At 71.9% G+C, this 24,800-nt stretch carries 16 protein-coding genes, 1 tRNA gene and 1 riboswitch; of the genes, 7 read left to right on the top strand and 10 right to left on the bottom strand.

Features of this window, described 5'->3' with window-relative positions; genetic code table 11:
* Nucleotides 1–352 precede the first annotated feature (352 nt).
* Complete coding sequence (locus ACFU6I_RS31570; protein ID WP_345512466.1) at nucleotides 353–910, bottom strand: MarR family transcriptional regulator; 558 nt, start codon at nucleotides 908–910, stop codon at nucleotides 353–355.
* A gap of 133 nt (nucleotides 911–1,043) precedes the next feature.
* Between ACFU6I_RS31570 and ACFU6I_RS31565 the strand changes: the two genes are divergently transcribed.
* Nucleotides 1,044–2,399 (top strand): MFS transporter, encoded by a 1,356-nt coding sequence (locus ACFU6I_RS31565; RefSeq protein ID WP_384372815.1) that lies wholly within the window; start codon nucleotides 1,044–1,046, stop codon nucleotides 2,397–2,399.
* Here ACFU6I_RS31565 and ACFU6I_RS31560 read toward each other — a convergent pair.
* A complete protein-coding gene (locus ACFU6I_RS31560) occupies nucleotides 2,393–4,108 on the bottom strand; it encodes a SpoIIE family protein phosphatase (protein ID WP_384372812.1) in 1,716 nt (571 codons plus the stop codon). The two genes, ACFU6I_RS31565 and ACFU6I_RS31560, sit on opposite strands and share 7 nt — an antisense overlap.
* Before the next feature lie 241 nt (nucleotides 4,109–4,349).
* The gene (locus tag ACFU6I_RS31555) at nucleotides 4,350–5,756 is read right to left on the bottom strand and encodes an NAD(P)/FAD-dependent oxidoreductase (RefSeq protein ID WP_384372810.1); all 1,407 of its coding nucleotides are present in this window, start codon (nucleotides 5,754–5,756) and stop codon (nucleotides 4,350–4,352) included.
* A 340-nt stretch (nucleotides 5,757–6,096) separates the two neighbouring features.
* Between ACFU6I_RS31555 and ACFU6I_RS31550 the strand changes: the two genes are divergently transcribed.
* The gene (locus ACFU6I_RS31550; RefSeq protein WP_384372808.1) at nucleotides 6,097–6,963 is read left to right on the top strand and encodes a TetR/AcrR family transcriptional regulator; all 867 of its coding nucleotides are present in this window, start codon (nucleotides 6,097–6,099) and stop codon (nucleotides 6,961–6,963) included.
* Between the two features lie 602 nt (nucleotides 6,964–7,565).
* Nucleotides 7,566–9,551: a sigma-70 family RNA polymerase sigma factor gene (locus ACFU6I_RS31545; protein WP_384372806.1), complete on the top strand. Its 1,986-nt coding sequence runs from the start codon at nucleotides 7,566–7,568 to the stop codon at nucleotides 9,549–9,551.
* 218 nt (nucleotides 9,552–9,769) lie between these two features.
* On the opposite strand, the gene ACFU6I_RS31540 is transcribed toward ACFU6I_RS31545, so the two are convergent.
* On the bottom strand, nucleotides 9,770–11,881 hold the full coding sequence (locus tag ACFU6I_RS31540) for an asparagine synthase-related protein (RefSeq protein WP_384372804.1): 2,112 nt from the start codon (nucleotides 11,879–11,881) through the stop codon (nucleotides 9,770–9,772).
* 1,065 nt (nucleotides 11,882–12,946) lie between these two features.
* Here ACFU6I_RS31540 and ACFU6I_RS31535 point away from each other — a divergent pair.
* The 4 genes from ACFU6I_RS31535 (at nucleotide 12,947) to ACFU6I_RS31520 (ending at nucleotide 18,343) form a co-directional block, all read left to right on the top strand.
* Complete coding sequence (locus ACFU6I_RS31535) at nucleotides 12,947–14,473, top strand: sporulation protein (RefSeq protein ID WP_384372802.1); 1,527 nt, start codon at nucleotides 12,947–12,949, stop codon at nucleotides 14,471–14,473.
* 161 nt (nucleotides 14,474–14,634) lie between these two features.
* A complete protein-coding gene (lhgO, locus tag ACFU6I_RS31530) occupies nucleotides 14,635–15,891 on the top strand; it encodes an L-2-hydroxyglutarate oxidase (protein ID WP_384032941.1) in 1,257 nt (418 codons plus the stop codon).
* Nucleotides 15,884–16,693 (top strand): tRNA (guanosine(46)-N7)-methyltransferase TrmB, encoded by an 810-nt coding sequence (gene trmB / locus ACFU6I_RS31525; RefSeq protein WP_384372800.1) that lies wholly within the window; start codon nucleotides 15,884–15,886, stop codon nucleotides 16,691–16,693. Before lhgO ends, trmB begins: the two co-directional genes overlap by 8 nt.
* 117 nt (nucleotides 16,694–16,810) lie before the next feature.
* Nucleotides 16,811–18,343, top strand: a complete 1,533-nt coding sequence (locus ACFU6I_RS31520; RefSeq protein WP_384372798.1) for a PrsW family intramembrane metalloprotease — start codon at nucleotides 16,811–16,813, stop codon at nucleotides 18,341–18,343.
* A gap of 427 nt (nucleotides 18,344–18,770) precedes the next feature.
* Here ACFU6I_RS31520 and ACFU6I_RS31515 read toward each other — a convergent pair whose 3' ends face one another.
* From ACFU6I_RS31515 to ACFU6I_RS31490, 6 genes are all read right to left on the bottom strand, one after another.
* Nucleotides 18,771–19,715 carry an aldo/keto reductase gene (locus ACFU6I_RS31515; RefSeq protein WP_384372796.1) on the bottom strand — a complete coding sequence of 315 codons (945 nt, stop codon included), beginning with the start codon at nucleotides 19,713–19,715 and terminating at the stop codon, nucleotides 18,771–18,773.
* A 154-nt stretch (nucleotides 19,716–19,869) separates the two neighbouring features.
* Complete coding sequence (locus tag ACFU6I_RS31510) at nucleotides 19,870–20,964, bottom strand: M23 family metallopeptidase (RefSeq protein WP_384372794.1); 1,095 nt, start codon at nucleotides 20,962–20,964, stop codon at nucleotides 19,870–19,872.
* A gap of 11 nt (nucleotides 20,965–20,975) precedes the next feature.
* Nucleotides 20,976–21,128: riboswitch (cyclic di-AMP (ydaO/yuaA leader) on the bottom strand.
* Nucleotides 21,129–21,389: 261 nt separating this feature from the next.
* Nucleotides 21,390–22,544, bottom strand: a complete 1,155-nt coding sequence (locus tag ACFU6I_RS31505) for a PP2C family protein-serine/threonine phosphatase (protein ID WP_384372792.1) — start codon at nucleotides 22,542–22,544, stop codon at nucleotides 21,390–21,392.
* 229 nt (nucleotides 22,545–22,773) lie between these two features.
* A tRNA-Met gene (locus tag ACFU6I_RS31500) sits at nucleotides 22,774–22,847 on the bottom strand.
* Between the two features lie 379 nt (nucleotides 22,848–23,226).
* Nucleotides 23,227–24,423 (bottom strand): SPFH domain-containing protein, encoded by a 1,197-nt coding sequence (locus ACFU6I_RS31495; protein WP_384372790.1) that lies wholly within the window; start codon nucleotides 24,421–24,423, stop codon nucleotides 23,227–23,229.
* A gap of 98 nt (nucleotides 24,424–24,521) precedes the next feature.
* Nucleotides 24,522–24,743, bottom strand: a complete 222-nt coding sequence (locus ACFU6I_RS31490; protein ID WP_358858281.1) for a hypothetical protein — start codon at nucleotides 24,741–24,743, stop codon at nucleotides 24,522–24,524.
* Between the last annotated feature and the right edge of the window lie 57 nt (nucleotides 24,744–24,800).

Below are 24,800 nucleotides of genomic sequence, written 5' to 3'. Positions count from 1 at the left end.
TTTCCCTTTCCGGCGAGTCCGACTCTATCAGATCCTTTCGGGCCTGATTCCCAGTCAGCGGGGTTTGTCTTCCCGGCTGTTGGGCCGTTCCGACGTCCAAACTCTAGCGGATTTTCCCGGCGGTTCATAATCGAGCCTTCGAAATGAATTCCGGCATGCCGAAATCGTCCCGAGCGGGAGATCGTGCTGAGTTTGGGTTGCCGCATTCGCGGCGGGATCAGCTGTCGCAGAACCGTTCCGGCTCCGTGACAACTCGAAGTACCTTACGGATCGGGCAGGGGCGTGTCAACTCCGCCAGGTCAAGCCGTTTTCCGGCGTGTCCCCGGCCCCGCGTGTCCCGGTCCGGGGCGGGTCAGTCCAGGTCCGTGAGGCGGCCGCCGGCGTCCGGCTGGGTGTGCTCGACCCTGCGCAGGAGGCGGATCAGCATCTCGCCGAGGGCTCCGCGCTCCTCGCCCGAGAGGTCCTGCAGCAGGTCCCCCTCGAAGGCTGATGCCATGCGCATCGCCTCCAGCCACTTCGTACGTCCCTCATCGGTCAGTTCGACGATGACGCGTACGCGGTTGTTCTCGTCCCGGTCCCGCGTGACCAGACCCTCGTTCGCCATGCGGTCGATGCGGTGGGTCATCGCCGCCGGGGTGAGTCCGAGGCGCTTGGCCAGCTCCCCCGGGCCCAGCCGGTAGGGGGAGCCCGCCACGACGAGGGTCTTGAGGACCTCCCACTCGGCGTTGCTGATGCCGAGGTCGGCCAGCTGGCGTCCGTACCCGACGTTCATCCGGCGGTTCAGCCGGCCGAGGGCCGAGACGACCTGCTCGACCTGGGGATCCAGGTCGCGGAACTCGCGCTGATAAGCGGCGATCTGCTCGTCGAGGCTCGGCTCCTGGAGGCCGGAGGGCTCGGTGGTGTCAGACATGGCGGGCAGTATGGCACGCCTTTCATTGGCGTCGAAGTCCTTCGGTCTGTATTGTTGAGGTTCGAACTTTACTGTTGAAGTCTTTGGACGTGAGTCCTTCGCGAGCTTGAGGTAGGTGAGTGTGACCAGGGAAATGGGCGCAGCGCTGCGGCGGATCCAGCTGGGGAGCGCGCTGAGCGCGTTCGGTGTGGGGTTCACCGTTCCGTATCTGTACGTCTATGTGGCACAGGTGCGGGATCTGGGCGCCGGTACGGCGGGAGTCGTGCTGGCTGTCTTCGCCATGGCAGCGCTGGCAGTCCTGCCGTTCACCGGGCGGGCCATCGACCGGCGCGGTCCGATGCCGGTACTGATCGTCGCCGCCGTGGTGGCGTCCGTGGGCGCGGCGGCCCTCGGGCTTTCGTCGAACGTGACGACCGCCGTGCTGTCGGCCGCCGTCCTCGGTGCGGGCACGGCCGTCATGTCGCCGGCGCTCGCCACGATGCTCGTCCAGTGCTCCGGCGCCGCCACCCGCACGCGCGCCTTCGCGATGCAGTTCTTCCTGCAGAACCTGGGGCTCGGCATCGGTGGTCTGGTCGGCGGGCAGATCGTCGACACGAGCCGGCCGGAGACCTTCACGCTGCTGTTCCTGATCGAGGCGGCGATGTTCATCGTGCTCGGCGTCGTCGCGGTGACGGTACGGATGCCTCGTTCCCCCGCGTTCGCGGACGCCAGGCCCACCGACGGGTCCGCCGCGAAGGGCGGGTTGCGGATGCTGCTCTCGCACCGGGCGATGGTGCAGCTGTGTGTGCTGGGCTTCGTGCTGTTCTTCGCCTGCTACGGGCAGTTCGAGTCCGGGCTTGCGGCGTACGGCACCGAGGCTGCCGGGATCGAGCCCTCGACGCTGGGCATCGCGCTGGCCGCCAACACCGCGGTCATCGTCGTGGCGCAGTTCGTCGTGCTGCGACTGGTGGAGCGCCGCAAGCGCAGCCGGGTCATTGCCGCGGTCGGGCTGATCTGGGCGTTCGCCTGGATCGTGGCGGGGTACGCCGGGCTCGGGCACGGCAGCCAGACCATGGCGACGGCCGCGATGATCTCCACGTACGCCCTGTTCGGACTCGGTGAGTCGATGCTCTCGCCGACGGTCGCGCCGCTGGTCGCCGATCTGGCGCCGGAGTCGATGGTCGGTCAGTACAACTCGGCCTTCGCCCTGGTCAAGCAGCTCGCGCTGGCGGTCGGTCCCGCCGTGGGCGGGCCGATGGGGGCCTCGCTGCACGGGCCGTACATCGTGACGTTCGTACTGTTCTCGCTGGGCATCACGGTGCTCGCACTGCGGCTGGGGCGCCGCCTCACCCCGGTACAGGATCAGCCTTCGCTCGCGGTGGTGCCGTCGCGGGTGGTGGCCCTGTCGGTACCGGACGCCGAGGCGGCCGCCACAGCGACGGCCGAGCCGGCGACCGCCCCCGTTGCGGCTCCTGCGGTTTCGGCCGCGGCTCCTGCTGCCGCTCACTGAGGCAGCGCGAACTCACACCAGACCGCTTTGCCGCCGCCAGGTGTGCGGCGGCTGCCCCAGGACGAGGCGATCGTCGCGACGATGGAGATGCCGCGGCCCGCTTCGTCCACCGGCTCGGCTCGGCGCCGGCGCGGCAGGTGGTCGTCGCCGTCGGTCACCTCGATGATCAGGCGGCGGTCGGTGCGGCGCAGCCCCAGGCGCATCGGCGGGGTGCCGTGCTGAAGGGAGTTCGCCACCAGTTCGCTGGCGGCGAGGACGCCCAGATCGCACAGTTCCACCGGGAACCGCCACGACGTCAGGACGCCGGTGGCGAAGGCACGGGCCCGCGGGGCCGCTTCGATGCCGCCGAGGAGATCGAGCGAGGCGTTGTGGAACAGCTCCGCGTTCGCCCCTGTGCGGGCCGGGTGCTGGACCACCAGCACCGCCACGTCGTCGTCGTGTTCGGCGGTGACCCCGAGGGAGCGGATGAGACGGTCGCAGACCACCTGCGGTGATCCCTTGGCGCCGGAGAGGGCGCGCTCCAGGGCCGCGACCCCCTCGTCGATGTCCTCGCTGCGGCGTTCCACGAGACCGTCCGTGTAGAGGACGGCGGTGGAGCCGGGCGGCAGTGCGATCGTGCCCGACGTGTGGATCCAGCCTCCGGTGCCGAGCGGCGGTCCGGTCGGGTCCTCGGCGCGGCGCACCGAACCGTCCTCGTCGCGGACGAGGATCGGGAGGTGGCCGGCGGAGGCGTAGACGAGCCGGCCCTCGTTCGGATCATGGACCGCGTACGCGCAGGTGGCGATCTGGCTGGCGTCGATCTCGGCGGCGAGACCGTCGAGCAGCTGCAGCACCTCGTGCGGTGGGAGGTCGAGGCGCGCGTAGGCGCGGACGGCGGTGCGGAGCTGGCCCATCACCGCGGCGGCGCGCACCCCGCGGCCCATCACGTCCCCGATGACGAGCGCGGTGCGGCCCGCGCCGAGAGTGATGACGTCGTACCAGTCGCCGCCGACCGCCGCGTCCGTGCCGCCCGGCTGGTATGTGGCGGCGATCCGCAGGTCGTCGGGCTGCTCCAGCTCCTGCGGGAGCAGCGAGCGCTGGAGGGTGACGGCCGTCTCGCGGTGGCGGCGCTCGCTGGTGCGCAGGCGCTCGGCCGCTTCGGCGTGGTCGGTGACGTCGGCCGCGTAGACGAGAACACCGCTCTCGCTCCCCTCGCCGCTGCCGTCCTCCTCGGTGTGGGCGGCGGGCGTGGCGACCGGGGTGCAGGTCACGGTGTACGAGCTGCCGTTGCGGACCTTGCGGGACTTGACCGTACGGGGCGTGCCGCTGCGCAGGACCTGATCCATGAGGGGCAGCAGGCTGAGCTCGTCGAGCTCCGGCATCGCATCGGCCGCCGTGGCGCCGGTGGGGCGGGGACCGAAGGCTGCCGCGTAGGCGTCGTTGACGTAGGCGATGCGGTGGTCGGGGCCGTACACCAGGGCGACCGGGGCGGGCAGGCGGCCGAGGAGCTCGCGGGCGGAGAGATCCTCCAGCGCGGGTCCGGGGGCCGGTTCGGAGGCCGGCCCGGAGACCTCTCCGAAGGCCTTGGGGGTGTTTCCCTCCGGTGCGGCGGACCCTGGCCCGGCCCCGGCGTACTCGCCGCGGGCCGCGGGCACCGAACTGCGGTTGTCCCGGGCGGCGGCGCGACGCTGCGTTCCTGGTAGGCGGGCGCTCCAACGCGTGAAGTTCACGGAAATTCTGGCCTCGTGTGTCGGTCTGGTCCGCTCGGGCGGGCTGCTTCCTCTGCCGGTTCTGCTTCCGGTTCTGCTACCGGCTCTCTTCCGCCGGGGTCGGGGCACCGGGAGCCGGACCCCCGGTGAGGCGCAGCCGGGCCTCGTACTGGTCACTGTTGGTCACGGTCGGCCGGGTCACTCTGTGCAGGTGTGGACCCACCTATGGTCACACGTCCAGTGTGACGGACCGTACTGACAGTCAGCCATCCTGCTTGGGCGGACCGTCGTCCCCGGTGCGTCTGCCCCCGGCGGCGAGTTCGAATTCGGCGCGCGGGTGTTCCAGCGAGCCGAGGGAGACGATCTCGCGTTTGAAGAGTCCGGCGAGGGTCCATTCAGCAAGGACGCGGGCCTTCCGGTTGAAGGTCGGAACCCTGCTCAGGTGGTACGTACGGTGCATCAGCCAGGCCGGATAGCCCTTGAGCTTGCGCCCGTAGACATGGGCGACGCCCTTGTGGAGGCCGAGCGAGGCGACGGAGCCCGCATAGCTGTGCCGGTACTCCTCGAGCGGTTCGCCGCTGATCATCGCGAGGATGTTCTCGGCGAGGACTTTGGCCTGGCGCACCGCGTGTTGGGCGTTGGGCGCGGTCTCCTTGCCCGGTTCACCGGCCGTCAGATCGGGAACGGCCGCGGCGTCCCCGGCGGCCCAGGCGTGTTCGGCGCCTTCGACGGCCAGCTGCGCGGTGCAGCGGAGCCTGCCGCGCTCGGTGAGGGGCAGATCGGTGGCGGCGAGGATCGGGGCGGGCTTGACGCCTGCGGTCCACACCAGCGTGCGGGTCGGGAAGCGGGAGCCGTCGCTGAGGACGGCGACCCGGTCCTCGCAGGAGTCCAGCCGGGTGCCGAGGCGTACGTCGATATTGCGGCCGCGCAGCTCCCGTATGGCGTACATGCCCATCGCGTCACCGACCTCCGGCAGGATCCGGTCGGACGCCTCGACGAGGATCCACTTCAGGTCCTCTGCCTTGATGTTGTGGTAGTAGCGCGAGGTGTAGCGGGCCATGTCCTCGAGTTCGGCGAGCGCCTCCACTCCTGCGTAGCCGCCGCCGACGAAGACGAAGGTGAGGGCGGCGTCGCGGATGGCCGGGTCGCGGGTGGCGGAGGCGATGTCCATCTGCTCGATGACGTGGTTGCGCAGGCCGATGGCCTCCTCGATGGTCTTGAAGCCGATGCCGTGGTCGGCGAGGCCGGGGATCGGGAGGGTGCGCGAGACCGAGCCGGGTGCGATGACGATCTCGTCGTACGGGATCTCCAGGGCGCCGGTGCCGTCCTCGCCGGTGGCGAGCGTGGTGACGGTCGCGGTGCGCTTGGCGTGGTCGATGCGCTGCGCCTCGCCGATGACGATCGTGCACTGCGCCAGCACGCGACGGAGCGGTACGACGACGTGGCGCGGCGAGATCGAACCTGCGGCCGCCTCGGGCAGGAACGGCTGATACGTCATGTAGGGCTCGGGCGTGACGACGACGATCTCGGCCTCGCCGGACTTGAGTCTCTGCTTCAGCTTCCGCTGGAGACGCAGCGCTGTGTACATCCCGACGTAGCCACCGCCGATGACGAGGATGCGCACACCCGGCGGCGGGCCGGGGGGTGTCCCCCGGGAATCTGAAGCCATCACCTCCCCATGACGCAACGTGCTCAGGTATTTGTCCACAGCCCCGGCAAATTGTGTGACCGGAGGTTCCGGATGGGCCCCCGGGGTCGGCCACCGGGGCAATACGGAAGCTGCGCAGGTCAGACCTTGCAGTGGGGGTGATGGCGAGGGGTGGAATCAGGAATCAACCGGTCCTTGCTCCGATCGGGGGGCGCACCGTGCGGAACTGCCCTCTTCTGAATTGACCCGGGCTCAACTATGTTCGTATGTCGTCGGGGTGTCGGGCAGGGACGATGATCCACTCCCCGACTGACACGGCGGGAAGTCTCCGGGGGGAGACGTCATAACCGGGGGAAGAGTTATGCATATTCAGGATTCGCATTGGCAGACTGCTGCTGTCTCGTCCGAAGGAAACGGACGAATCGGTACAGTCGGTACGGTGAGCGCGGCAGGAACGACTGTCGGCTCCAGCTCCACCGCCGGCCGCTCGGCGCCGCTGCGCGTGGACGCACAGCGAAATCTGGAGCATGTACTGCGGGCCGCACGCGAGGTGTTCGGCGAGCTGGGGTACGGGGCTCCGATGGAGGACGTGGCACGCCGCGCCCGGGTCGGGGTCGGCACGGTGTACCGGCGTTTCCCGAGCAAGGACGTCCTGGTGCGCCGGATAGCCGAGGAGGAGACCTCCCGGCTGACCGACCAGGCGCGGACCGCGCTGGGGCAGGAGAACGAGCCGTGGTCGGCGCTCTCGCGCTTCCTGCGGACCTCCGTGGCCTCGGGCGCGGGGCGGCTGCTGCCGCCGCAGGTGCTGCGGGTCGGGGTCGATGTCGACGACTCGACGGTGGTCGGGGACACGGGAGTTGCGCAGGATGCCGGCGTGACCTCGACCGCGGGCTCCGGGGATGTCCGGGATGCCCGGAATGAGGCGCGGGTCCCTCATCAGCGGCAGGGGGCGGGGCAGGCCGACCCCCGGGTCGCCGGCCGGCACCCGGCCGACGACGACGGGCTCTCGGGCGAGGGCGCGGGCACGGCCGAACTGCTGGAGGTCGTGGGTCGCCTGGTCGACCGTGCGCGGGCGGCGGGTGAGCTGCGGCGCGATGTGACGGTGGCGGACGTGCTGCTGGTCATCGCGACGGCGGCGCCCGCCCTGCCGGATGCGGCTCAGCAGGCTGCCGCTTCGGCCCGACTGCTGGACATCCTGCTGGAGGGGCTGCGTTCGCGCCCTGCGTGACCGGGACGACACGAGCGGGACCGCACGACGGGTGAGTTCGGTTGTGCGTGAGCCGGGGCTCGCGGTGGGCTCGGACCGGCGCCTGGGCTCGGGCGTGCGGGCGGCTCGGCGGGCCTTTCGGTCGGCCCGACGGTCGGGCGCCGTCGGGCCCCCGCGCGGGGCGTCGGGTCCGTGACGGGTGGCATGAGGGGTCGGTGTGGTCCTGGTGCGGGGCGCCGCGTTCGGCAACTCGGCTGCGCCGGAAGCTCGTTGGTCCTTCCCCGTTCGAGTGTCCGCCAAGGGCTGTCCTGTCATCCCTGACGGAACGGCACGCGGCGTCGGTCGCGGTGCACCGCAAAGCGGAGGAGCGCCCCCATACGGGGCGTATTCGGGCGTTCCGGCAACGCGGCGAGGTGCCGTAGCTGTCCTCGTACGCCCGCCGGGGACCACGGGACTGCCCTTACGGCCTGGTGCACGATAGAGAGTGGATCAGGCCGTTGGTGCTCACATTCGGGAAAACGCCCCGGACGAGTGGTTGCCGGGATGGAACGTTCGCCGTGATTGCGCCGTGTGGCACGCTGGCCCGGTGTTCGGGTCCGAAAGCGCATACGGGGGCTTCCGCAATGAGCGGTGACGGGCAGCAGGAAGAACCGCTCGACGGCGTCTCGGTCGTGGGTGAGGGCGCTGCAGCCGGTGAGCCGACGTTCCGGGCGGTCCCGAGCCAGGCCGGCCCCGGGCGGTCGGGCGGTGACGCCGAGGGCGGAACCGTGCTGCCCGGACCCTGGCCGTCCGCGGCGGCGGGCGGCAATGCCGACGCCGGTGCCGGTGCCACCGCCGGGGCCGAGACCACCGTGCCGATGCAGCGGGAGGGCGGGAGCAATGCCGGGTCGGCCGGACTCGCGCTCTCCGACGCCCAGTTGATCCAGCGCATGCGGTCCGGGGACGACCTCGCGTACGAGGAGTTGTTCCGACGGCACTCGGGCAGTGTGCGGCGCTACGCCCGGAGCTGCTGCCGGGACGCCCACACGGCCGACGACCTGACCGCCGAGGTCTTCGCCCGCACTCTGCAGGCGGTGCGGGGTGGCAAAGGCCCCGAGGAGGCCGTGCGGGCGTACCTCATGACGGCGGTACGACATGTCGCCGCTGCCTGGACGAGAACGGCGAGGCGGGAGCAGCTGGTCGATGACTTCGCGGTGTTCGCCGTGCAGGCGTCCCGCTCCTCCGGAGTGCCGGACGCGGACACGCTGGATCAGGGCGCGGACGTCGTGGCGATGCACGAGGCCGAGCAGTCGATGGCCATGCAGGCGTTCCGAAGTCTGCCGGAGCGCTGGCAGGCGGTGCTGTGGCACACCACCGTCGAGGAGGAGTCGCCGAGCGAGATCGCGCCGCTGTTCGGCCTGACCGCCAATGCCACGGCGGTGCTGGCCGGCCGGGCGCGCGAGGGGCTCAAGCAGGCGTATCTGCAGGCGCATGTGAACCAGTCGCTCACCTCGGGCGGCGGCTGTGCGCGCTATGCCGACCGGCTCGGTGCCTACGCCCGGGGCGGCCTGCGGATGCGGGCCGAGCGCGGGCTGCGCAAGCATCTGGACGAGTGCGCGAAGTGCCGGGTCGCCGCGGGCGAGCTGGCGCATGTCAACGCCGGGATTCCGGCGCTGCTCCCGGTCGCGGTCGTCGGCTGGTTCGCCGCCGGGTACACACTCAAGGCCGCCGGGATCGTGGCGGGCGGCGCGGCGGGTGCGGGTGCCGCCGCGGCGGCGACGGGCGGAAGTTCGTCCGGCGGTACGGCCGGTGGCGCCGTGGCCTCGGAGGGGCTCGGCGCCCCGGTCAAGGCCGGTATCGCGGCGGCGGTGGCTGTCGCGGCCGCGGCCGGTCTGGTCTGGGCACTGGTCGGTGACGAGCAGCAGAAGCCGGAGGCCGAGCCCGTGGCCAGACCGCCCGTGGTGGCGCCCGCGGTGCCGTCGCCACCGCCCCCGAAGCCGACGCCGGAGCCCGAACCTCCGAGCGCGCCCGTCCCGCCCGCACCGCCCGCGCCCACACCGACTCCGCCGCCGAGGGCGAAGCCGACGCCCACCCCGACACCTACGCCTACGCCCACGCCGACGCCGACGCCGACGCCGCCGGTCCCCACGCCGCCGAAACCCACGCCCACGCCTCCGCCACCAGCACCGCCGGCCGTCGTCTACCGGGTCAGCGAGTTGCGCTACTCCTTCCTCGGCGACCACACGGAGCCGGAGGTGTCGATGGGGGAGAGCAGCTTGGTCTGGCGGCGCTCAGGCCTGTCGATCGGCGGCACGCGGTATGCGCACGGGGTGACCGTGCACGGCCGTTCGTCGGTCACCATCCAGCTGAACCGGGCATGCACCCGTTACGAGGCGATGGTCGGGGTCGACGATCTGTCGGCGGGGCTCGGCTCGGTGCGCTTCTCCGTGTTCAACGGTGCCGGGGTGCAGCTGTGGCAATCCCCGTTGATGAACGGCACCGATCCGGCCGTACCCATGGGGGTCGGTATCGCGGGGCAGCAGCGGATCCGGCTCGTCGTGGAACCGGCGGCCCCGTTCGGCGGGGTGGCGCTGGCCGACTGGGCGGAGTCGAGGATCAGCTGCCGCTGATCCGGGGGCCAGGGCCGTCGGAACCGATGCGGGGATCCGAGCCGCTCCCTTCGGCGTCGGGGAGCTCCGCGGCGCCCGGGGTCAGAAGTTCGAGGACGTCGTCGACGGTCAGCCGGGTGCCCGCGGCGTACTCGGACTCGTACGCCTGCCGGCCCCGTTCCTCGCACGCCTGCTGTTCGTGCTCATGGGCCCCGAGCGGTGTCGGGTATCGGGGACGGTCAGCGTTGCAGGGTGCGGCGGGCCGGGACCACTCCGCCGGCCACCGCGCGCTGACGCGGCGCCGCCGTGCCCGTCCAGCAGGTGCCGCGGCGGGAGACGAGGCGGCGGAGCCAGAGCTCCGTGGCGGCCAGGTCGGCGAGGCCGTCCAGGGGCAGCGGTTCGCCCTCGGAAGCCGCGCGCAGGGCCTTTCGTACGACCCGGGCCTCGATCAGACCCGCGTCGGCGAGCAGGGGGGCGTCGAAGAGGGCGATCAGGTCGGGGAGCGCGGCGCGCAGACCGGTACGGCTGACCGCGGTCGAGGTCGCCTGGGAGGGGGTGCCCCAGCCCGGCGGCAGTTCGTGGATGCCCGCGCCCGCGAGAACGCGACGCAGGACGGCGGCGCGGGCGCCCGGCTGGACGCGGAGCGATTCGGGCAGGGCGCGGGCGGCCCGTACCACCTGATTGTCGAGGAAAGGGGCGTGCAGCCGCTGGCTGCGGATCTCGGCGGCCTGCTCCAGGATCCGGTGGTCGGCGGCGTGCCGGGCGAGCGCGGCACGGGCACGGGCCTCGCCGGGACGCTGGACCGAAGCGGGGCGGATCGCCGCCTCCTGGAGGCGCACCGACACTTCCGCGAGCGCCTCCCCGGTCAGCCAGCGGGCGGCGGGCCCCGGCCGTGACCAGGTGAGCGCGGCGAGCGAGGCGTCGGCGGGGGTGCCGAGATCGGGCGTGCGGCGGTTGGCGTCCGGGAGCCGGTCGGCAGCCGTTTCGAGACCCGTGCGGTACGACGTACGGGCCAGGCGGCGGGCCGCGCGGTAGACGGTCAGCGGTACGAACAGCGAGTGTGCGGACGGTCCTTCCGCTCTGGCGAGGGCGGCGACCGGGCGCAGCAGGTGGCGTCGGCGGCGGTCCATCAGGAGGTCGGCGAGGCGGGCCGGGTGGGCGTCGAGGACCTGCCGGGCGCCGTCGCCGACGAAGTGGTCGGCGCTGCCGGCGGCGAGGCGCCTGCGGTGGCGTTCGGCGACGACGAGGGAGGGGGCCGGTTCGTCGGTGAGCGGGCCACTGCCCAGGTCGGCGTAGGGCAGTGCCTCCTCGCCCGCGGCGACGACGACGTGGTGCAGCCGCGGGTTGGCGGCGATGACCGCGGCACGTTCGAGTTCGTCCTCGTGGTCGCGGGTGGTGAGGTCGTTGAAGGTGACGGCGAGCAGCCGCTCGCCCGCGCCCGTTCCGTGGCCGAGGAGGGTGCCGGGGAGTCCGGGCAGGCCTGCGGCGAGCAGGGCGAGGGTGGCGGAGGCGCTGCCGCCGGAGAGGTCGGCGCCGATGCCGGGGACGGGCGCGCCGCGGGCGGCGCGGCGTTCGGCGGGCCCCATGCCGGGGACCGGTCCCGGGTCGGGTGGCAGCGTCTCGGGCGCGTGGCGGGGGGCCAGGAGCCTGGCGCGCACCGCTTCGAGCAATGCGTCGCGCACCCCGTCCACGGCGCTCACCGGGTCGAGCTGGGGGGCGGCGACGGCGAGGGAGGCGACCGGCTCGTACCCCGTGATCTCGCGGGAGCCCTCGCGGAGGATGAGCGCGTGCCCCGGCGGGATGCGCTTCACACCCACGTACGGAGTGCCGTCGCGCAGTGCCTCCGGCGTCTCGGGGCAGGCGAGGAGCGCGGCCAGGTGGCCGATGTCCAGCTGCGCCTCGATGAGGTCGGCGAGCGGGAGTGCGGCGGTCGCGTACGCCGTACCGCTCGCCCAGGGTGTGTAGAAGACCGGGCGGGCTCCGGCGAGGTCCCCGACGACGGTGATCCTCCGGCCGATCTGGACGACGGCGGTGTAGCTGCCCGGCCAGGCGGTGAGGTGGCGCAGGGCGCCGCCGCGGGCGGCGAGCAGGCCGAGCCGGAGCTGCTCATCGGTGGCGCTGCAGCAGCCGAGGACGGCGAGGCGGGCGGTGGGCGCGCCTTCGGCGGTCTCGACGGAGGCGATCCGGATCTCGTCGGGGCGCCAGTCGCCGACAGCCCAGAGCGGATCCGGATCGCCCCACAGGAGTTGGGAGCCCACGGGGTGCACGGTGCGCCCCTCGTCGGCTGCGCCGACCGCGCCGACCGTGCCGAAGCTCGCGGCGATACTGCTCCACCCCACCAACCAACGCATCGCCGCCTCCACAGGCTGTGGACAAAAACGGCGCACCTGGTTCATACCGGGAGAACTGCGAGAAGATGCAGCGCCGTTGCGGAACATGCTGCCACGACAACGGCGCGCAGGAGTGGCTACGGAGGGCGCACGTCGCAAGCGCATGCGCCCCTGGCAAAAGCCGGAGGGCGACCGGGGCCGACCGATCCCCGCGCACTGGGGGCGCCACAACGGACCTACAGGTTCCGTTTGTTGCCTTCCCCGTTGCCCGGGGTTCGTACCGGCCGAAATCCGGCCACCTCCGGAACTGCCCGTCGACCGTGGGCCGGCAGCCCGCCGGGTGTCCACGGATCGCCCGGCCCAACCCGCGACGCACCGACGCCATTCGGCCATTCTCGGAGAGCACGGCAAGCCCCGGAACCGATTCCCGGCGCGCACGATGTTCCGTTCCATCCCGCTTTGATGCGAGGTCGCCCGGCCTGTTCCGCGACGCCCCTCGGCCGCTCCCGCACCGGCTGCCCGCCCGCCCTCACGCCGGCCCCGGTCCGCTCCGGCGACCCGCCGAACGCACAGTCCGGGAGACGTGGTTCGCCTCCCGGACCGGTCCGCCGCCTGCGGGGAATGAGGCGGCAGTGTCCCCCAGCCCACTGAGTCCAGTGCAGTGGGCCGACCCACGCAGCACCCATGGAAGCGCTCCCCCGTCGGCCGGGCCAGAGCGCACGGCCGGGCGCACGGCCACACGCCAGGAGCACGTGGGGGGCTCGCCCGGCGGGGCCCCCAGCGGCGTCCGGCGGGTCCGACAGGGCGGCCGGAGCGTCGCGGTGGGACCGTCCCCGGTACGCCGATCGTCCGCCCATCGCACGTACGGACAACAATCCCGCCATACGGACGTCTGCCCCTTAACGGTAGGGATGCGGCGAACTACGCTGGGTTTACTGAGGTTCTCGGCAGGAGGCATATTCCTCGGGGCTCGGCCACATGCGTGTGCGGTCGGAGTGCCGGGGCCCGTCCCTGGGGAGAACACAGTACGAATGCCGCGCGCCTCCTCGGTGACGCGGCTGCCGTCTGTGTGTCGAGGGGTGGCGCATGTCCAGGGAGCAACGCGGGCCGAACGAGAAGCTCGGAACCGTTCTCGCCCTCGCGGGAATCAGCAACGCCGGGCTCGCCCGGCGGGTCAACGACCTCGGGGCGCAGCGCGGGCTGACACTTCGCTACGACAAGACCTCGGTGGCGAGATGGGTCTCGAAGGGCATGGTGCCGCAGGGCGCCGCACCCCATCTCATCGCCGCGGCGATCGGCGCCAAGCTCGGCCGGCCGGTCCCGCTGCACGAGATCGGGCTCGCGGACGCCGATCCGGCGCCGGAGGTCGGTCTGGCCTTCCCGCGCGACGTGGGCGAGGCGGTGCGTTCGGCGACCGAGCTGTACCGGCTGGATCTGGCCGGGCGCCGGGCGGGCAGCGGCGGGATCTGGCAGTCGTTGGCGGGCTCGTTCTCGGTGAGCGCGTACGCGACGCCCGCGTCCCGCTGGCTGATAACCCCCGCCGACCCGTCGGTGGCACGCGACTCGTCGGCGGCCGAGGCGGCGATCCTCGGCACGCAGGGCGCGCACGGTGCACCGCCACCGCCGGGTGCTCCGGGCGGTGCGCCCGGCATTCCCGTACAGCCGGGACCGGACTCCATGAACGACATCTCGCCGCTGCGCGTCGGCCACAGCGATGTGACCAAACTCCGCGAGGCGGCCCAGGACGCGCGCCGCTGGGACTCCAAGTACGGCGGCGGCGACTGGCGCTCCTCCATGGTCCCGGAGTGTTTACGGGTGGACGCGGCGCCACTGCTCCTCGGCTCGTACAGCGACGAGGTGGGCCGGGCGCTCTTCGGCGCCGCCGCCGAGCTGACCAGACTCGCCGGGTGGATGGCGTTCGACACCGGGCAGCAGGAGGCCGCCCAGCGGTACTACATCCAGGCGCTGCGGCTCGCGCGGGCCGCGGCCGACGTGCCGCTCGGCGGATATGTCCTCGTGTCGATGTCGCTGCAGGCGACCTACCGCGGCTTCGCCGACGAGGGAGTCGACCTCGCGCAGGCGGCCGTCGAACGCAACCGCGGACTCGCCACCGCCCGCACCATGAGTTTCTTCCGGCTGGTGGAGGCGCGGGCCCATGCGAAGGCGGGCGACGCCCCGGCCGCGGGGGCCGCGCTGAAGGCCGCCGAGAGCTGGCTGGAGCGTTCCCGGGACGGCGACGCGGACCCGTCGTGGCTGGGCTTCTACTCGTACGACAGGTTCGCCGCCGACGCCGCGGAGTGCTACCGCGATCTGAAGGCCCCGCGGCAGGTGCGGCGCTTCACCGAACAGGCGCTGTCCCGGCCGACCGAGGAGTTCGTGCGCTCGCACGGGCTGCGGCTGGTGGTCTCGGCCGTCGCCGAGCTGGAGTCCGGCAACCTGGACGCGGCCTGCGCGGCGGGCACCCGCGCGGTCGAGGTGGCCGGCCGCATCTCGTCGGCGCGGACCACGGAGTACGTACGGGACCTGCTGCACCGCCTCGAACCGTACGGGGACGAGCCACGCGTCGCCGAGCTGCGCGAGCGGGCACGGCCGCTGCTGGTGGCGCCGGCGTAGCGGCCTCCCCCGGGGCGCCCGCAGCCTCTCGGATGCCCGCGCGGAGTCCTTCCGGTGACGCGCAGGCGACCGGGGGCGGAATTCCGGGCGCCACGCTGACCTCCGCTGGTTTGAGTGCGATGTCAGTGGGTCAGTGCACTATCGGGGTGGGAGGTGGCGTGATGATGACTCACGCGGCGTACGACTGCGATGTGCTGGTGATCGGCGGCGGGATCGTCGGCCTGTCGACGGCGTATGCCCTCACGCGGACCGCTCCGGGCACGCGGGTGACGGTATTGGAGAAGGAGTGGGGCCCGGCGCGCCACCAGACGGGGCGCAACAGCGGGGTCATCCACAGTGGCATCTACTACCGCCCCGGTTCGCTGAAGGCCCGCTATGCGGTGCGCGGCGCCGCCGAGATGGTCGACTTCTGCGCGGAGTACGGCATTCCGCACGCGGTGACCGGCAAGCTGATCGTCGCGACCGAGCGGTCCGAGCTGCCCCGGCTGCACGCCCTGGTGCAGCGCGGGCGGGAGCACGGGCTGCCGGTGCGGGAGCTGGGGCCCTCGGGGATCGCGGAGTACGAGCCGCAGGTCCGCGGGCTCGCGGCGATCCGGGTCGGGACGACCGGTGTGTGCGACTTCAAGGCGGTTGCCGAGCGGCTCGCGGCCGAGGTGCGCGGCGCGGGCGGGCTGATCAGGTTCGGGGCCGAGGTCACGGCGATCGACCGCCGCCCGTGGGGTGTGGCGGTGCGGACGGCGGACGGCCGCGTCGTGCGGGCCCGGGTCCTGGTCAACTGCGCGGGGCTGCACTGCGACCGGGTGGCGCGGCTCGCGGGCGACGAGCCGGGCATGCGGATCGTGCCCTTCCGCGGGGAGTACTACGAGCTGACCAGGCCGGAGCTGGTGCGCGGGCTGGTCTACCCGGTGCCGGATCCGGCGTTCCCGTTCCTCGGGGTGCACCTGACCCGGGGCCATGACGGCGGTGTCCACGTCGGGCCGAATGCGGTGCCCGCGCTGGCCCGCGAGGGGTACAGCTGGCCGGTCGTACGCCCGCGTGAGCTCGCGGACACGCTGACCTGGCCTGGCTCCTGGCAGATCGCACGCAGACACTGGCGGTACGGGGCGGGCGAGGTGCACCGTTCGCTGTCGAGGAGCGCATTCACCGCGGCCGTCCGGCGGCTGCTGCCCGAGGTCACGGAGGACGACCTGCGCCCCGCCCCGTCCGGTGTCAGGGCCCAGGCGGTGCTGCGCGACGGCACGCTGGTGGACGACTTCCTCATCCGCGAGGCCCCGCACACCGTGCACGTGCTGAACGCCCCGTCGCCCGCCGCGACGGCCTCTCTGCCCATCGGGCGGGAGGTGGCACGCAGGGCGCTGCTCCGGGCACAGGGAACGGGATGGAAGCCGCCCGCCGTAGAATCGGGGCATTGTGTCTGAGTCCTTGAACCCCGCCCCCGAGACCGACGAGGCCCACGATCTGCGTGCCGCCGCCTTCGAGCGGCAGCGCAGGCTGCGCCAGGAGCCGCGCTTCCCCGGCGGGCCCGCCGCCGATCCGGCCGGTTCGCACCACGAGCGCCGGATCCGCAGCTTCCAGCCGCGCCGCAGCCGTGTCACACCCGGCCAGGAGGACGCGCTGCAGCGGCTCTGGCCGAAGTGGGGCCTGGACATCGACGGGCAGTCGGTCCTCGACCTGCCCGAGCTGTTCGGCGGGCTCCCGATCGTGCTGGAGATCGGCTTCGGGATGGGTGAGGCGACCGCGCAGATGGCGGCCGACGACCCGGGCACCGGCATACTCGCCGTCGACGTGCACACCCCGGGCCAGGGCAATCTGCTCGGGCTCGCGGACCGGAACGGACTGTCCAACATCCGGGTGGCCAACGGTGACGCGATCATCCTGCTGCGCGAGATGCTGCCGCCGGACTCGCTCGACGGGCTCCGGGTGTACTTCCCCGACCCGTGGCCCAAGAAGCGCCACCACAAGCGGCGCCTGATCCAGCCGGAGTTCCTCGATCTGGTGGCGCAGCGGCTGAAGCCGGGAGCCGTGCTGCACTGTGCGACCGACTGGGAGCCGTACGCCGAGCAGATGCTCGAGGTGCTGACCGCGCACCCCCTGTTCGAGAACACGGTGGCGGACGGCGGCTACGCACCGCGGCCCGCGTTCCGTCCGCTGACCCGGTTCGAGGGGCAGGGCCTGGACAAGGGCCACGTCGTGCACGACCTGCTCTTCGCCCGTAGCTGACCTTTCCGGCGCGGCCGGGTCCTCACCCGTGGCTGAGCTGCGGATTTCCTGACGGGGCGGCACGCGCACCTCGTCGCCCCATGGTCAGCTGTCAGTCCCCCTCGTTAGGGTCATGGGGTGTCCGACGGCTCTGTCCAGCAGCAACAGTCGCAGCCGGCCGTCCCGCTCCTCGAGGAGCAGCGGGTCGGCGAGATCCTGGCGGCCGTGCCGGAGCGGGGTCAGTGGCGCTACCGCCCACGCCGCGTCGGCATGGTCTGGCGGAGCAAGACGTTCCGTATCGCTGCGGTCTTCACGGTGCTCGCGCTGTGCGGGCTGGTGATCCTGGCCCTGGTCCGCGCCCAGACCGGCACCGAAGGATTCCTGGTCGGGCTCGGTCTGGCCGTGCTGCCCGTCCCGCTCCTGATGACGGCGTTCCGCTGGCTGGACCGGGTCGAACCCGAACCCTGGCGGAATCTGCTGTTCGCCTTCGCCTGGGGTGCGTGCGCCGCCGCCCTGGTCGCGATCATCGCCAATTCCTTCGCGACCCGCTGGATCGCGACGGCCACCGCGGACCCGGCGAACGCGGACACCCTCGGGGCCACGGTCATAGCGCCGGTCGTCGAGGAGAGCGCGAAGGCGGCGGCCGTCCTGCTGATCTTCCTGTTCCGGCGAAGGGACTTCGGCGGTGTCGTCGCCGGGGTCGTCATCGCCGGCTTCACGGCGACGGGCTTCGCCTTCACCGAGAACATCCTCTATCTGGGCAACGCGTTCGGCGAGGACCAGCAGATCGGCAACTCGGGCCTGGCGTCGGTGACGGCCGCGACCTTCTTCGTACGAGGGGTGATGACGCCGTTCGCACATCCGCTCTTCACCGTGCTGACCGGCCTGGGCTTCGGCTTCGCGGCGCTCAGCGCACGCCGCCACCGCATCCGCCGCATCGCGCTGCCGCTGCTCGGACTGGTCCTCGCCATGGGCATGCACGCCCTGTGGAACGGCTCGGGGACGTTCGGCCCGTACGGCTTCTATGTCGTGTACGGGGTGTTCATGGTCCCGGTCTTCGGACTGGTCACCTGGCTGGCGATCTGGTCGCGCCAGCGGGAGCTGCGCACCCTGGCGACCGAGCTGCCCGCGTACGCGGCCGCCGGCTGGCTGACCCCGGCCGAGCCGCTCGCGCTCTCCTCGATGCGGGCCCGCGGCCTGGCCCGGGACCTGGCGCGCCGGCAGCACGCGCAAGCGGGGTACGGAGCCCCGGGGTATGGGTACGCCGCCGCCTACGGCCCCGCCCACGGCGCTCACAGCCGGATCGCGGCGCAGGTACGCAGTCACGCCAAGGCGCAGGCCGCGGCGCGCGGCAAGGCGGCGGCGCGGACGGTCGCCGAGTACGAGTCGTTCGCCACGTCCCTGGCGTTCCTGCGCCGCCGGGCAGGCCGCGGGGCGGCGGAACCGGACTTCAGCGCACGTGAACTGGAACTGCTGCACCATCTCTGGCAGCGCCGGGAGGTGGCCGCCCCCGCCCTGGCGTACGCGGCACAGGCGACGGGCCGCCTGCGCCCGCGGTACGTGGCCCCGGCGCCGGTTCCGCAGCAGTACCAGCCGTACGGCGGCCACAACCCGTACCTGTCACCCCCTGGGCAGCCGTATCACCGGCCGCCCCACGGACGGCACCGCTAGTGCCTTGACCGGCAATGTTTGCCCCATGAGGAGCGCCGTCCGGTGCGTGTGATCGCAAGGCGGCCGGAAGTCCTTGGATGGGGTCTCCCCTGCTCGAACGGAGTTGAGAGCTTGGGGAAGGAGCTACCAGGGCTTTTGGCCAACGCGGAAGGGGGTCCCCCCTGGCCCTTGAGGCCTTGGGGGAGCGCGTGCCGGGCGGTGCGACGGGGCAAAGCTTGCCGGGAGGGGCACTAGTGCTGCGACCGGAAAGGTCTGCCGGGAAGCCCGCGGCGTCCGGTGCGGTGCATCGCAAGGCGGAGGATCGCCCTCGTACCGGACGTACTCGGGTGATGCGACAACGCAGCGAGGTTCCGGGCGTCGCGAGCCGGTGAACCTTTCCGGTCGCAGCACCGGGGGAGCCGGCCGCCCCGGCATCCCCGGTGACGGGTCAGGCGGACGCTTCGGTGAGTTCCGCCAGCTCCTGCTCGGTCAGCCGCAGGTCGGCGACGGCCACCAGTGCCGGCAGCTGATCGACCGTGCGGGCCGAGGCGATCGGGGCGGCTACGGTCGGACGGGCGGCGAGCCAGGCCAGGGCGACGGTCGCGATCTCGGCGCCGCGCTCCTGGGCCACCCTGTCGAGTGCGGCCAGGACCTTCCGGCCCCGCTCCGACTCCAGGTGCCGGCCGGCATTCTCGGCCCGGGCGCTCTCCACCGACGTGCCCGGACGGTACTTGCCGGTGAGGAAACCGGAGGCCAGGGCGAAGTACGGGACGGCGGCGAGCCCGGCGCGGGCGGCGGTGTCCTGGAGCTCGCCCTCGTAGGTGTCACGGGAGACGAGGTTGTAGTGCGGCTGCAGGGCGACGTAACGGGCCAGCCCCTCGCGCTCGGAGAAGTCCAGGGACGCCTGGAGCCGCTCCGGGCTGATGTTGGAGGCGGCGATGGCGCGCACCTTGCCGTCCTTCACCAACTGGTCGAAAGCGGTGATGATCTCCTCGACCGGGACGGTCTCGTCGTCGAAGTGCGTGTAGTAGAGATCGATGTGGTCGGTGCCGAGACGGCGCAGCGACTGCTCGGCCGCGGCCTTGATGGTGGTCGCGGAGAGGCCCTTGTACTCGGGATGGGCGCCGACCTTCGTCGCGACGACGATGTCGGAGCGGTCGGAGCGTGCGGCGAGCCATTTGCCGATGACGATCTCCGACTCGCCGCCCTCGTTGCCGGGGACCCAGGCGGAGTACGAGTCGGCGGTGTCGATGAAATTGCCGCCCGCCGCGGCATACGCGTCGAGGACGGCGAACGACTGCGCCTCGTCGGCGGTCCAGCCGAAGACGTTGCCGCCGAGGGCGAGCGGGAAGACCTGAAGGTCGGAAGAGCCGAGCCTGCGGAGAGAAGTCATAAGTGGATCAACAAAATCCACCGGTGCCGCTATTCCATGCATGATGCACGGGAAAGCCGTGGAGAAACGGACCGGCAGCCCTGACGTCGGGGGGTGAGCGTCAGGGCTGCCGGGGATCGATGGCGGGCCGGTGGGACGGCTCGCGTTCCTCGGGTCAGGGCGTGAGGCCCTTGTCGCGCAGCCAGGTCATCGGGTCGATGCCCGTGCCGCTCGAGGTGTGGACCTCCAGGTGGAGGTGAGGGCCCGTCACATTTCCGGTGGCACCGACGCGGCCGATGGTCTCACCGGTGGTGACCTTCTGGCCGACGCTGACGTTGATCGACGACTGGTGACAGAACCACAGCTCCGTACCGTCCTCGAGCTCCAGGACCGTGCGGTAGCCGTAGGAGCCGGACCAACCGGCCGACTTGATGGTGCCGGTGTGGATGGCCTTGATCGGGGTGCCGGTCGGAGCCGCGAAGTCGAGACCGGTGTGGTAGCCGGAGGACCACATCGAACCGGCCTGGCCGAAGGTCGAGGTGATCGTGTACGAGGAGGTGGGGATGGCGTAGCTGGCGGCCAGTTTGGCGAGCCGCTCGGCCTCGGCCTTCGCCTTCGCCTCCGCCTCCGCCTTCTTCTTCGCGGCCTCGGCCTTGGCCGCCGCGACGTCCTGCTTCTGCTTCGCCTCGGCTGCCGCCTTCTCCGCGGCGGCCTTCTCCTCGGCCGCCCTGGCCTCCTCGTCGGCGGCGTTCTGCTGCTGCTCGGCCTGCTGGAGGATGCGGGCGCGGAGCGCCTCGCCGGCGTCGGTGGCGCCCTGCTCGGCCTCGGCGGTGGTGATGCCCGCGCTGGTCAGCGGTGCGGCGGCGGTCTCGGCCTGGGCCTGGTCGATGGCGGACCCGTCGGAGAACAGCGCGCCCACCCCGGGGAGGGAGCCGGCGTCGGGGAGATTGTCCGCGATGGAATCGGGAAGGGAGATGGAGACCGGCGGCTTGCTCTGCGCGGTGGCCATGCCGCCCGCGCCGACGGCCGCGATGACACCGACACCGAGAACCGTGGAGCTACGGGCGAGCCCGTTGCGCTGCTTGGCGACGCGGTGCCTGCCACGTACGGGGCGGACGGACTCCTCGGTGGGGTTCCATTCCTCCCAGGCCCGGTCGGTCTCTCCGAAGCCTTCGGTGCCGAACTCGGTGTCCGTCCCGGATCCGTACTCGGTGGTGAAGTCGGGGCCGAACCGGGAAGGGGCTTCGGGGGCAGGCTTGTTGGACGCCACGGGGGCGCACTCCTTTCCTTCCTTCTCGCCTACCGGGTTAGCTGACGGGTTCGGAGCAGGAAGGTCTCCTACGGATTCCTCTGCCTCTCACGAGACACAGGTGTCCGATTCACCCCATGTAGGTGGTTCCCCGGTTCCCTTGCGGAATTCGGCGCTCGCGCACGGGTGCCGCCACTGACGACGGCTGGGACGACCGCGCTGCGTTATCGAACGTTAATAGACACACGGGTCCGATTCCAAGCCGTTCCCACTGATCGTTGACGACCTTGGCCTGGACTTTACGGGACACAACCGGGTGGAATCGGACGAGTTGACCCCGACTCAGCCGCTACCGTCTTTCTGACGTTGCGTCAAACGTTATGCGGAGCGGAACTCTTCGATTACGCACGGTGGCATCGTCCTCGTGTGCTCACCGCAGTCGCGACTCATTCCTGACCGCGCCCCACGATCTTCACCTTCGTGCGCCGTTCCAGCTGCCCCTCCGCGGGCCGCGCGACCGCCACCAGTGCCAGGTCGTCGGTGGACTTGCCACCCGTGTGCACCCGTACGTCATCGGTCAGTGCGGACAGCAGTTCCTCGGGCCCGGGGAAGAGCCGTCCGCGCAGTCGGGCCGCCGGATCGTAGAAGATCCCCTGTTTGTCCCGAGCCTCGGAGAGGCCGTCGGTGTAGACGAGCAGCGTCGTCCCGGCGGCCAGACCCCAGACGTCGGCCAGGTCCGGCCACACCCCCAGCCCCATACCGAGCGGCAGCGCGGGCACGCTCGGCACCAGCACCTCCACCTCGCCGTCGGCATGGAGCAGCAGCGGCTCGGGATGGCCGCGGTTGACGATCCGTACCTCGGCACCGCCATGCGGGATCTCGGCGAGTGCGGCGGTGACGAACCCCTCGACCGGATCGATCCCGCCGCGCCGCTCCCCCTCCCGCGCCAGCGCCCGCTCCAGCCGCTGCGCCACGTCCTCCAGCGAAGCCTCCTGCTCGGCGGCCTCCCGGAACGCGCCGATGATCACCGCCACCGCCTCGACCGCGTCGAGCCCCTTGCCCCGCACGTCCCCGACCACCAGCCGCACGCCGTGCGGGCTGTCCACCACGGCGAACAGGTCGCCGCCGACGAACTCGTCCGCCTGCGCCGCCTCGTACCGCGCGGCGACCTGCAGCCCGCCGATCCAGTCGTTCGGCTTCGGCAGCACGGCCCGCATGGCGGTCTCCGCGATGACCCGCGCCGAAGCCAGCTGCTGAGTGCTTCGCCGTACGACTCCGTTGATGAAGAGGGCGAGGAGCGAGACGGTGAGCACGGTGAGGATCTCGAGGGACGGCACGACCTGCAGCACCGTGCCGCTCTCACTCCGCAGGACGAGGATCGAGAGCAGCGAGGCGGCGCCGATACGGACGGTGCCCGCCCGGGTGAAGAACGGCGCGGCGACCAGCGGGGCAGCCACGAAGAGCGGCACGGCGGTGAACGGCGGCGGGGTGAGGATGTCGAACACGAGCCCGACGATGATCATCAGTGCAGGCAGCACGCCGACGAACCGCCGGGAACGGCTGCCGCCCCCGGCCCGCACCCCCCGCAGCTTCTCCGCCATCCCCACCAGTGGTCTCCTGCCCGGTACGCGCAGCGGCTCCTGTGGTCTCCTGCCCGATGCGCCCCCGCGGCCTCCTGCCCGGTACGCGCCTGACTGCGGACGGTGCCGCACCCCACTCCCCCAGGCTGGCCGGAGCGGCGTCGCGCGGCGACTCCGCGTCGGCCGAAGGGGGGACGGAAACGCGAATCAGGCCCGGCATGCTTCATGCATGCCGGGCCTGATTCTTCAGTAGCGGGGACAGGATTTGAACCTGCGACCTCTGGGTTATGAGCCCAGCGAGCTACCGAGCTGCTCCACCCCGCGTCGGTGAACACAACTCTACGCCATCCGGGACGGACGGTTGACCATTTACTGGTCCGCCTGCGCCCATCCATGCCCACCGCTGCACCAAGGTGCCGGATTCGAGAAGCAGTTGCCGGCTCGCAGCCTGCCCGGATGGCCTCCGACGACCGCACCGCTCACCCCTGCCCGTACCGACCACACCCCGCAGTCGCCCGTGCACGGCGCGCTCATCGGCGGCCTCGGGTTCATCGCGGGGTTCATGGGGCTTCTGCTGTATCAGCGAAAGGTTTCCGCAGCCGCGCGGACGGCGACGGACGAGGGTGCCGCGCCCCCCACAGCGGAAGCCCCCGCAACGAAATCCCTCGTACCGGAGGCCTCCGGAGCGGAGAAGCAGCCCGGCTCAGCTCGAGTCGGTGATGCGCGGCGCCCGCTTCGCGTCGACCGCCGGCTTCGCCGCCTTCGCGCCGCGCTGGAGCGCATGGAGGATCGCCAGCCCCTGGCTGACCACGCCCGCCGCCATCTCGTTGACACCGTTGGTGCCGTTGAGAACGGTGAGGTCGGCCCCCGACATCCCGCGGGCGGCCGCGTCGGCCAGGGCCGGCAGGTTCTCCACGATGCGGTTGGCCGCGATCAGCTCCTGATTGCCGTCCCGGAGCGAGGTGGCCCGCGCGGTGTTGGCGTCGGCCTGCGCCTGGGCAAGGGTCCGTTCGGCGTACGCACTGCCGTCGGCCTGGAACTTCGTCTGGTCGCGGGCGGCCTCGGCGAGCGTGCGCTGCCGATACGCCTCGGCGTCGGCCGGACGCCTGACCTCCGCCTCCAGCCGTTGCGCGGCCAGCGACGCCTGCCGCTCGGCCAGTGCGGTCTGCTCCTCGACGACCTCGTGCGAGGCCCTGGCCTGGGCCAGCGGTCCGGCCTGGGCGGCGCGGGCGTTGCACTGCTCGGTCTCGGCGAGGAAGCCGGCCCGCTTGATCGCGGTGTCCCGCTCGTACTCGGCCTTGAGCGCCGCGGCCTGCTGCTCCCGCTCGGTCGCCTCCTGGTCGGCCCTGGCCTGGGCGATCCGCGCCTGGCTGGCCACGGCGGCCGCGTGCGGGGCGGCGAGGTTCTTGATGTAGCCGGTGGAGTCCTCGATCTCCTGGATCTGGAGGGCGTCCACGACGATGCCGAGCTTCTCCATCTCGCCGTGGCTGCCCGCGATGACCTCCTGGGAGACCCGGTTCCGCTCCCGGATGATCTGCTCGACGGTCAGCCCGCCGACGATGGAACGCAGGTGTCCGGCGAAGATCCGGCCGGCGAGCTCCTCCATCTGGTCCTGTTCGGACAGGAAGCGACGGGCGGCGTTCGCGATGGAGACGGCGTCGTCACCGACCTTGAAGACGGCGACGGCGCGGACGTTGAGACGGATGCCCTGCTGGGTGACGCAGTCCTCGGTGATCTCCGCCTCGCGCAGCGCCAGGGAGAGCATGCGCACCTTCTGCTTCACCGGCACGACGAAACTGCCGTGACCGGTGACGATCCGGAACTGGGTGTCGTGCGTCTGCCGTTTCGATCCGGAGATGAGCATCGCCTCGTTGGGGGCGGGAACGTGCCAGAACAACATGAGCGGACTCCTGCCGTACGCCTTTTCTCGACGTGATGTCCCGGTGCGGCGGCGCTCATCGCTGTCCCCGGCGTCGTTCCCCGGCGTCGGTTCGCGGTTCAGGACGGCAGACGTTCGACGATCACGCCGCGTGCCGAGACCGAGTCGACGACAACGACGCGTACGTCCCTGTCGATCGACGTCGCCGACCATGCGGTGTAGGCCTCCGACCCACCCCGTACGGCCACCAGTACCTCGCCGGGGCCGTTCGGCGGGATCGGCACGGTGACGCGGCCGATCGCCCCGATCGGGCTCCAGGCGGACCCATCTGCGGCGCTCATACGCCACACGCCTCCCTCGGTCATTCCACGGTACTCCGCGCCGCCTCCGGGGAACGG

It is taken from the genome of Streptomyces sp. NPDC057486 (genome assembly GCF_042802415.1).
In the GTDB taxonomy this organism is placed as follows: domain Bacteria; phylum Actinomycetota; class Actinomycetes; order Streptomycetales; family Streptomycetaceae; genus Streptomyces; species Streptomyces yanii.
This window is presented reverse-complemented; position numbering and strand designations above follow the sequence as displayed.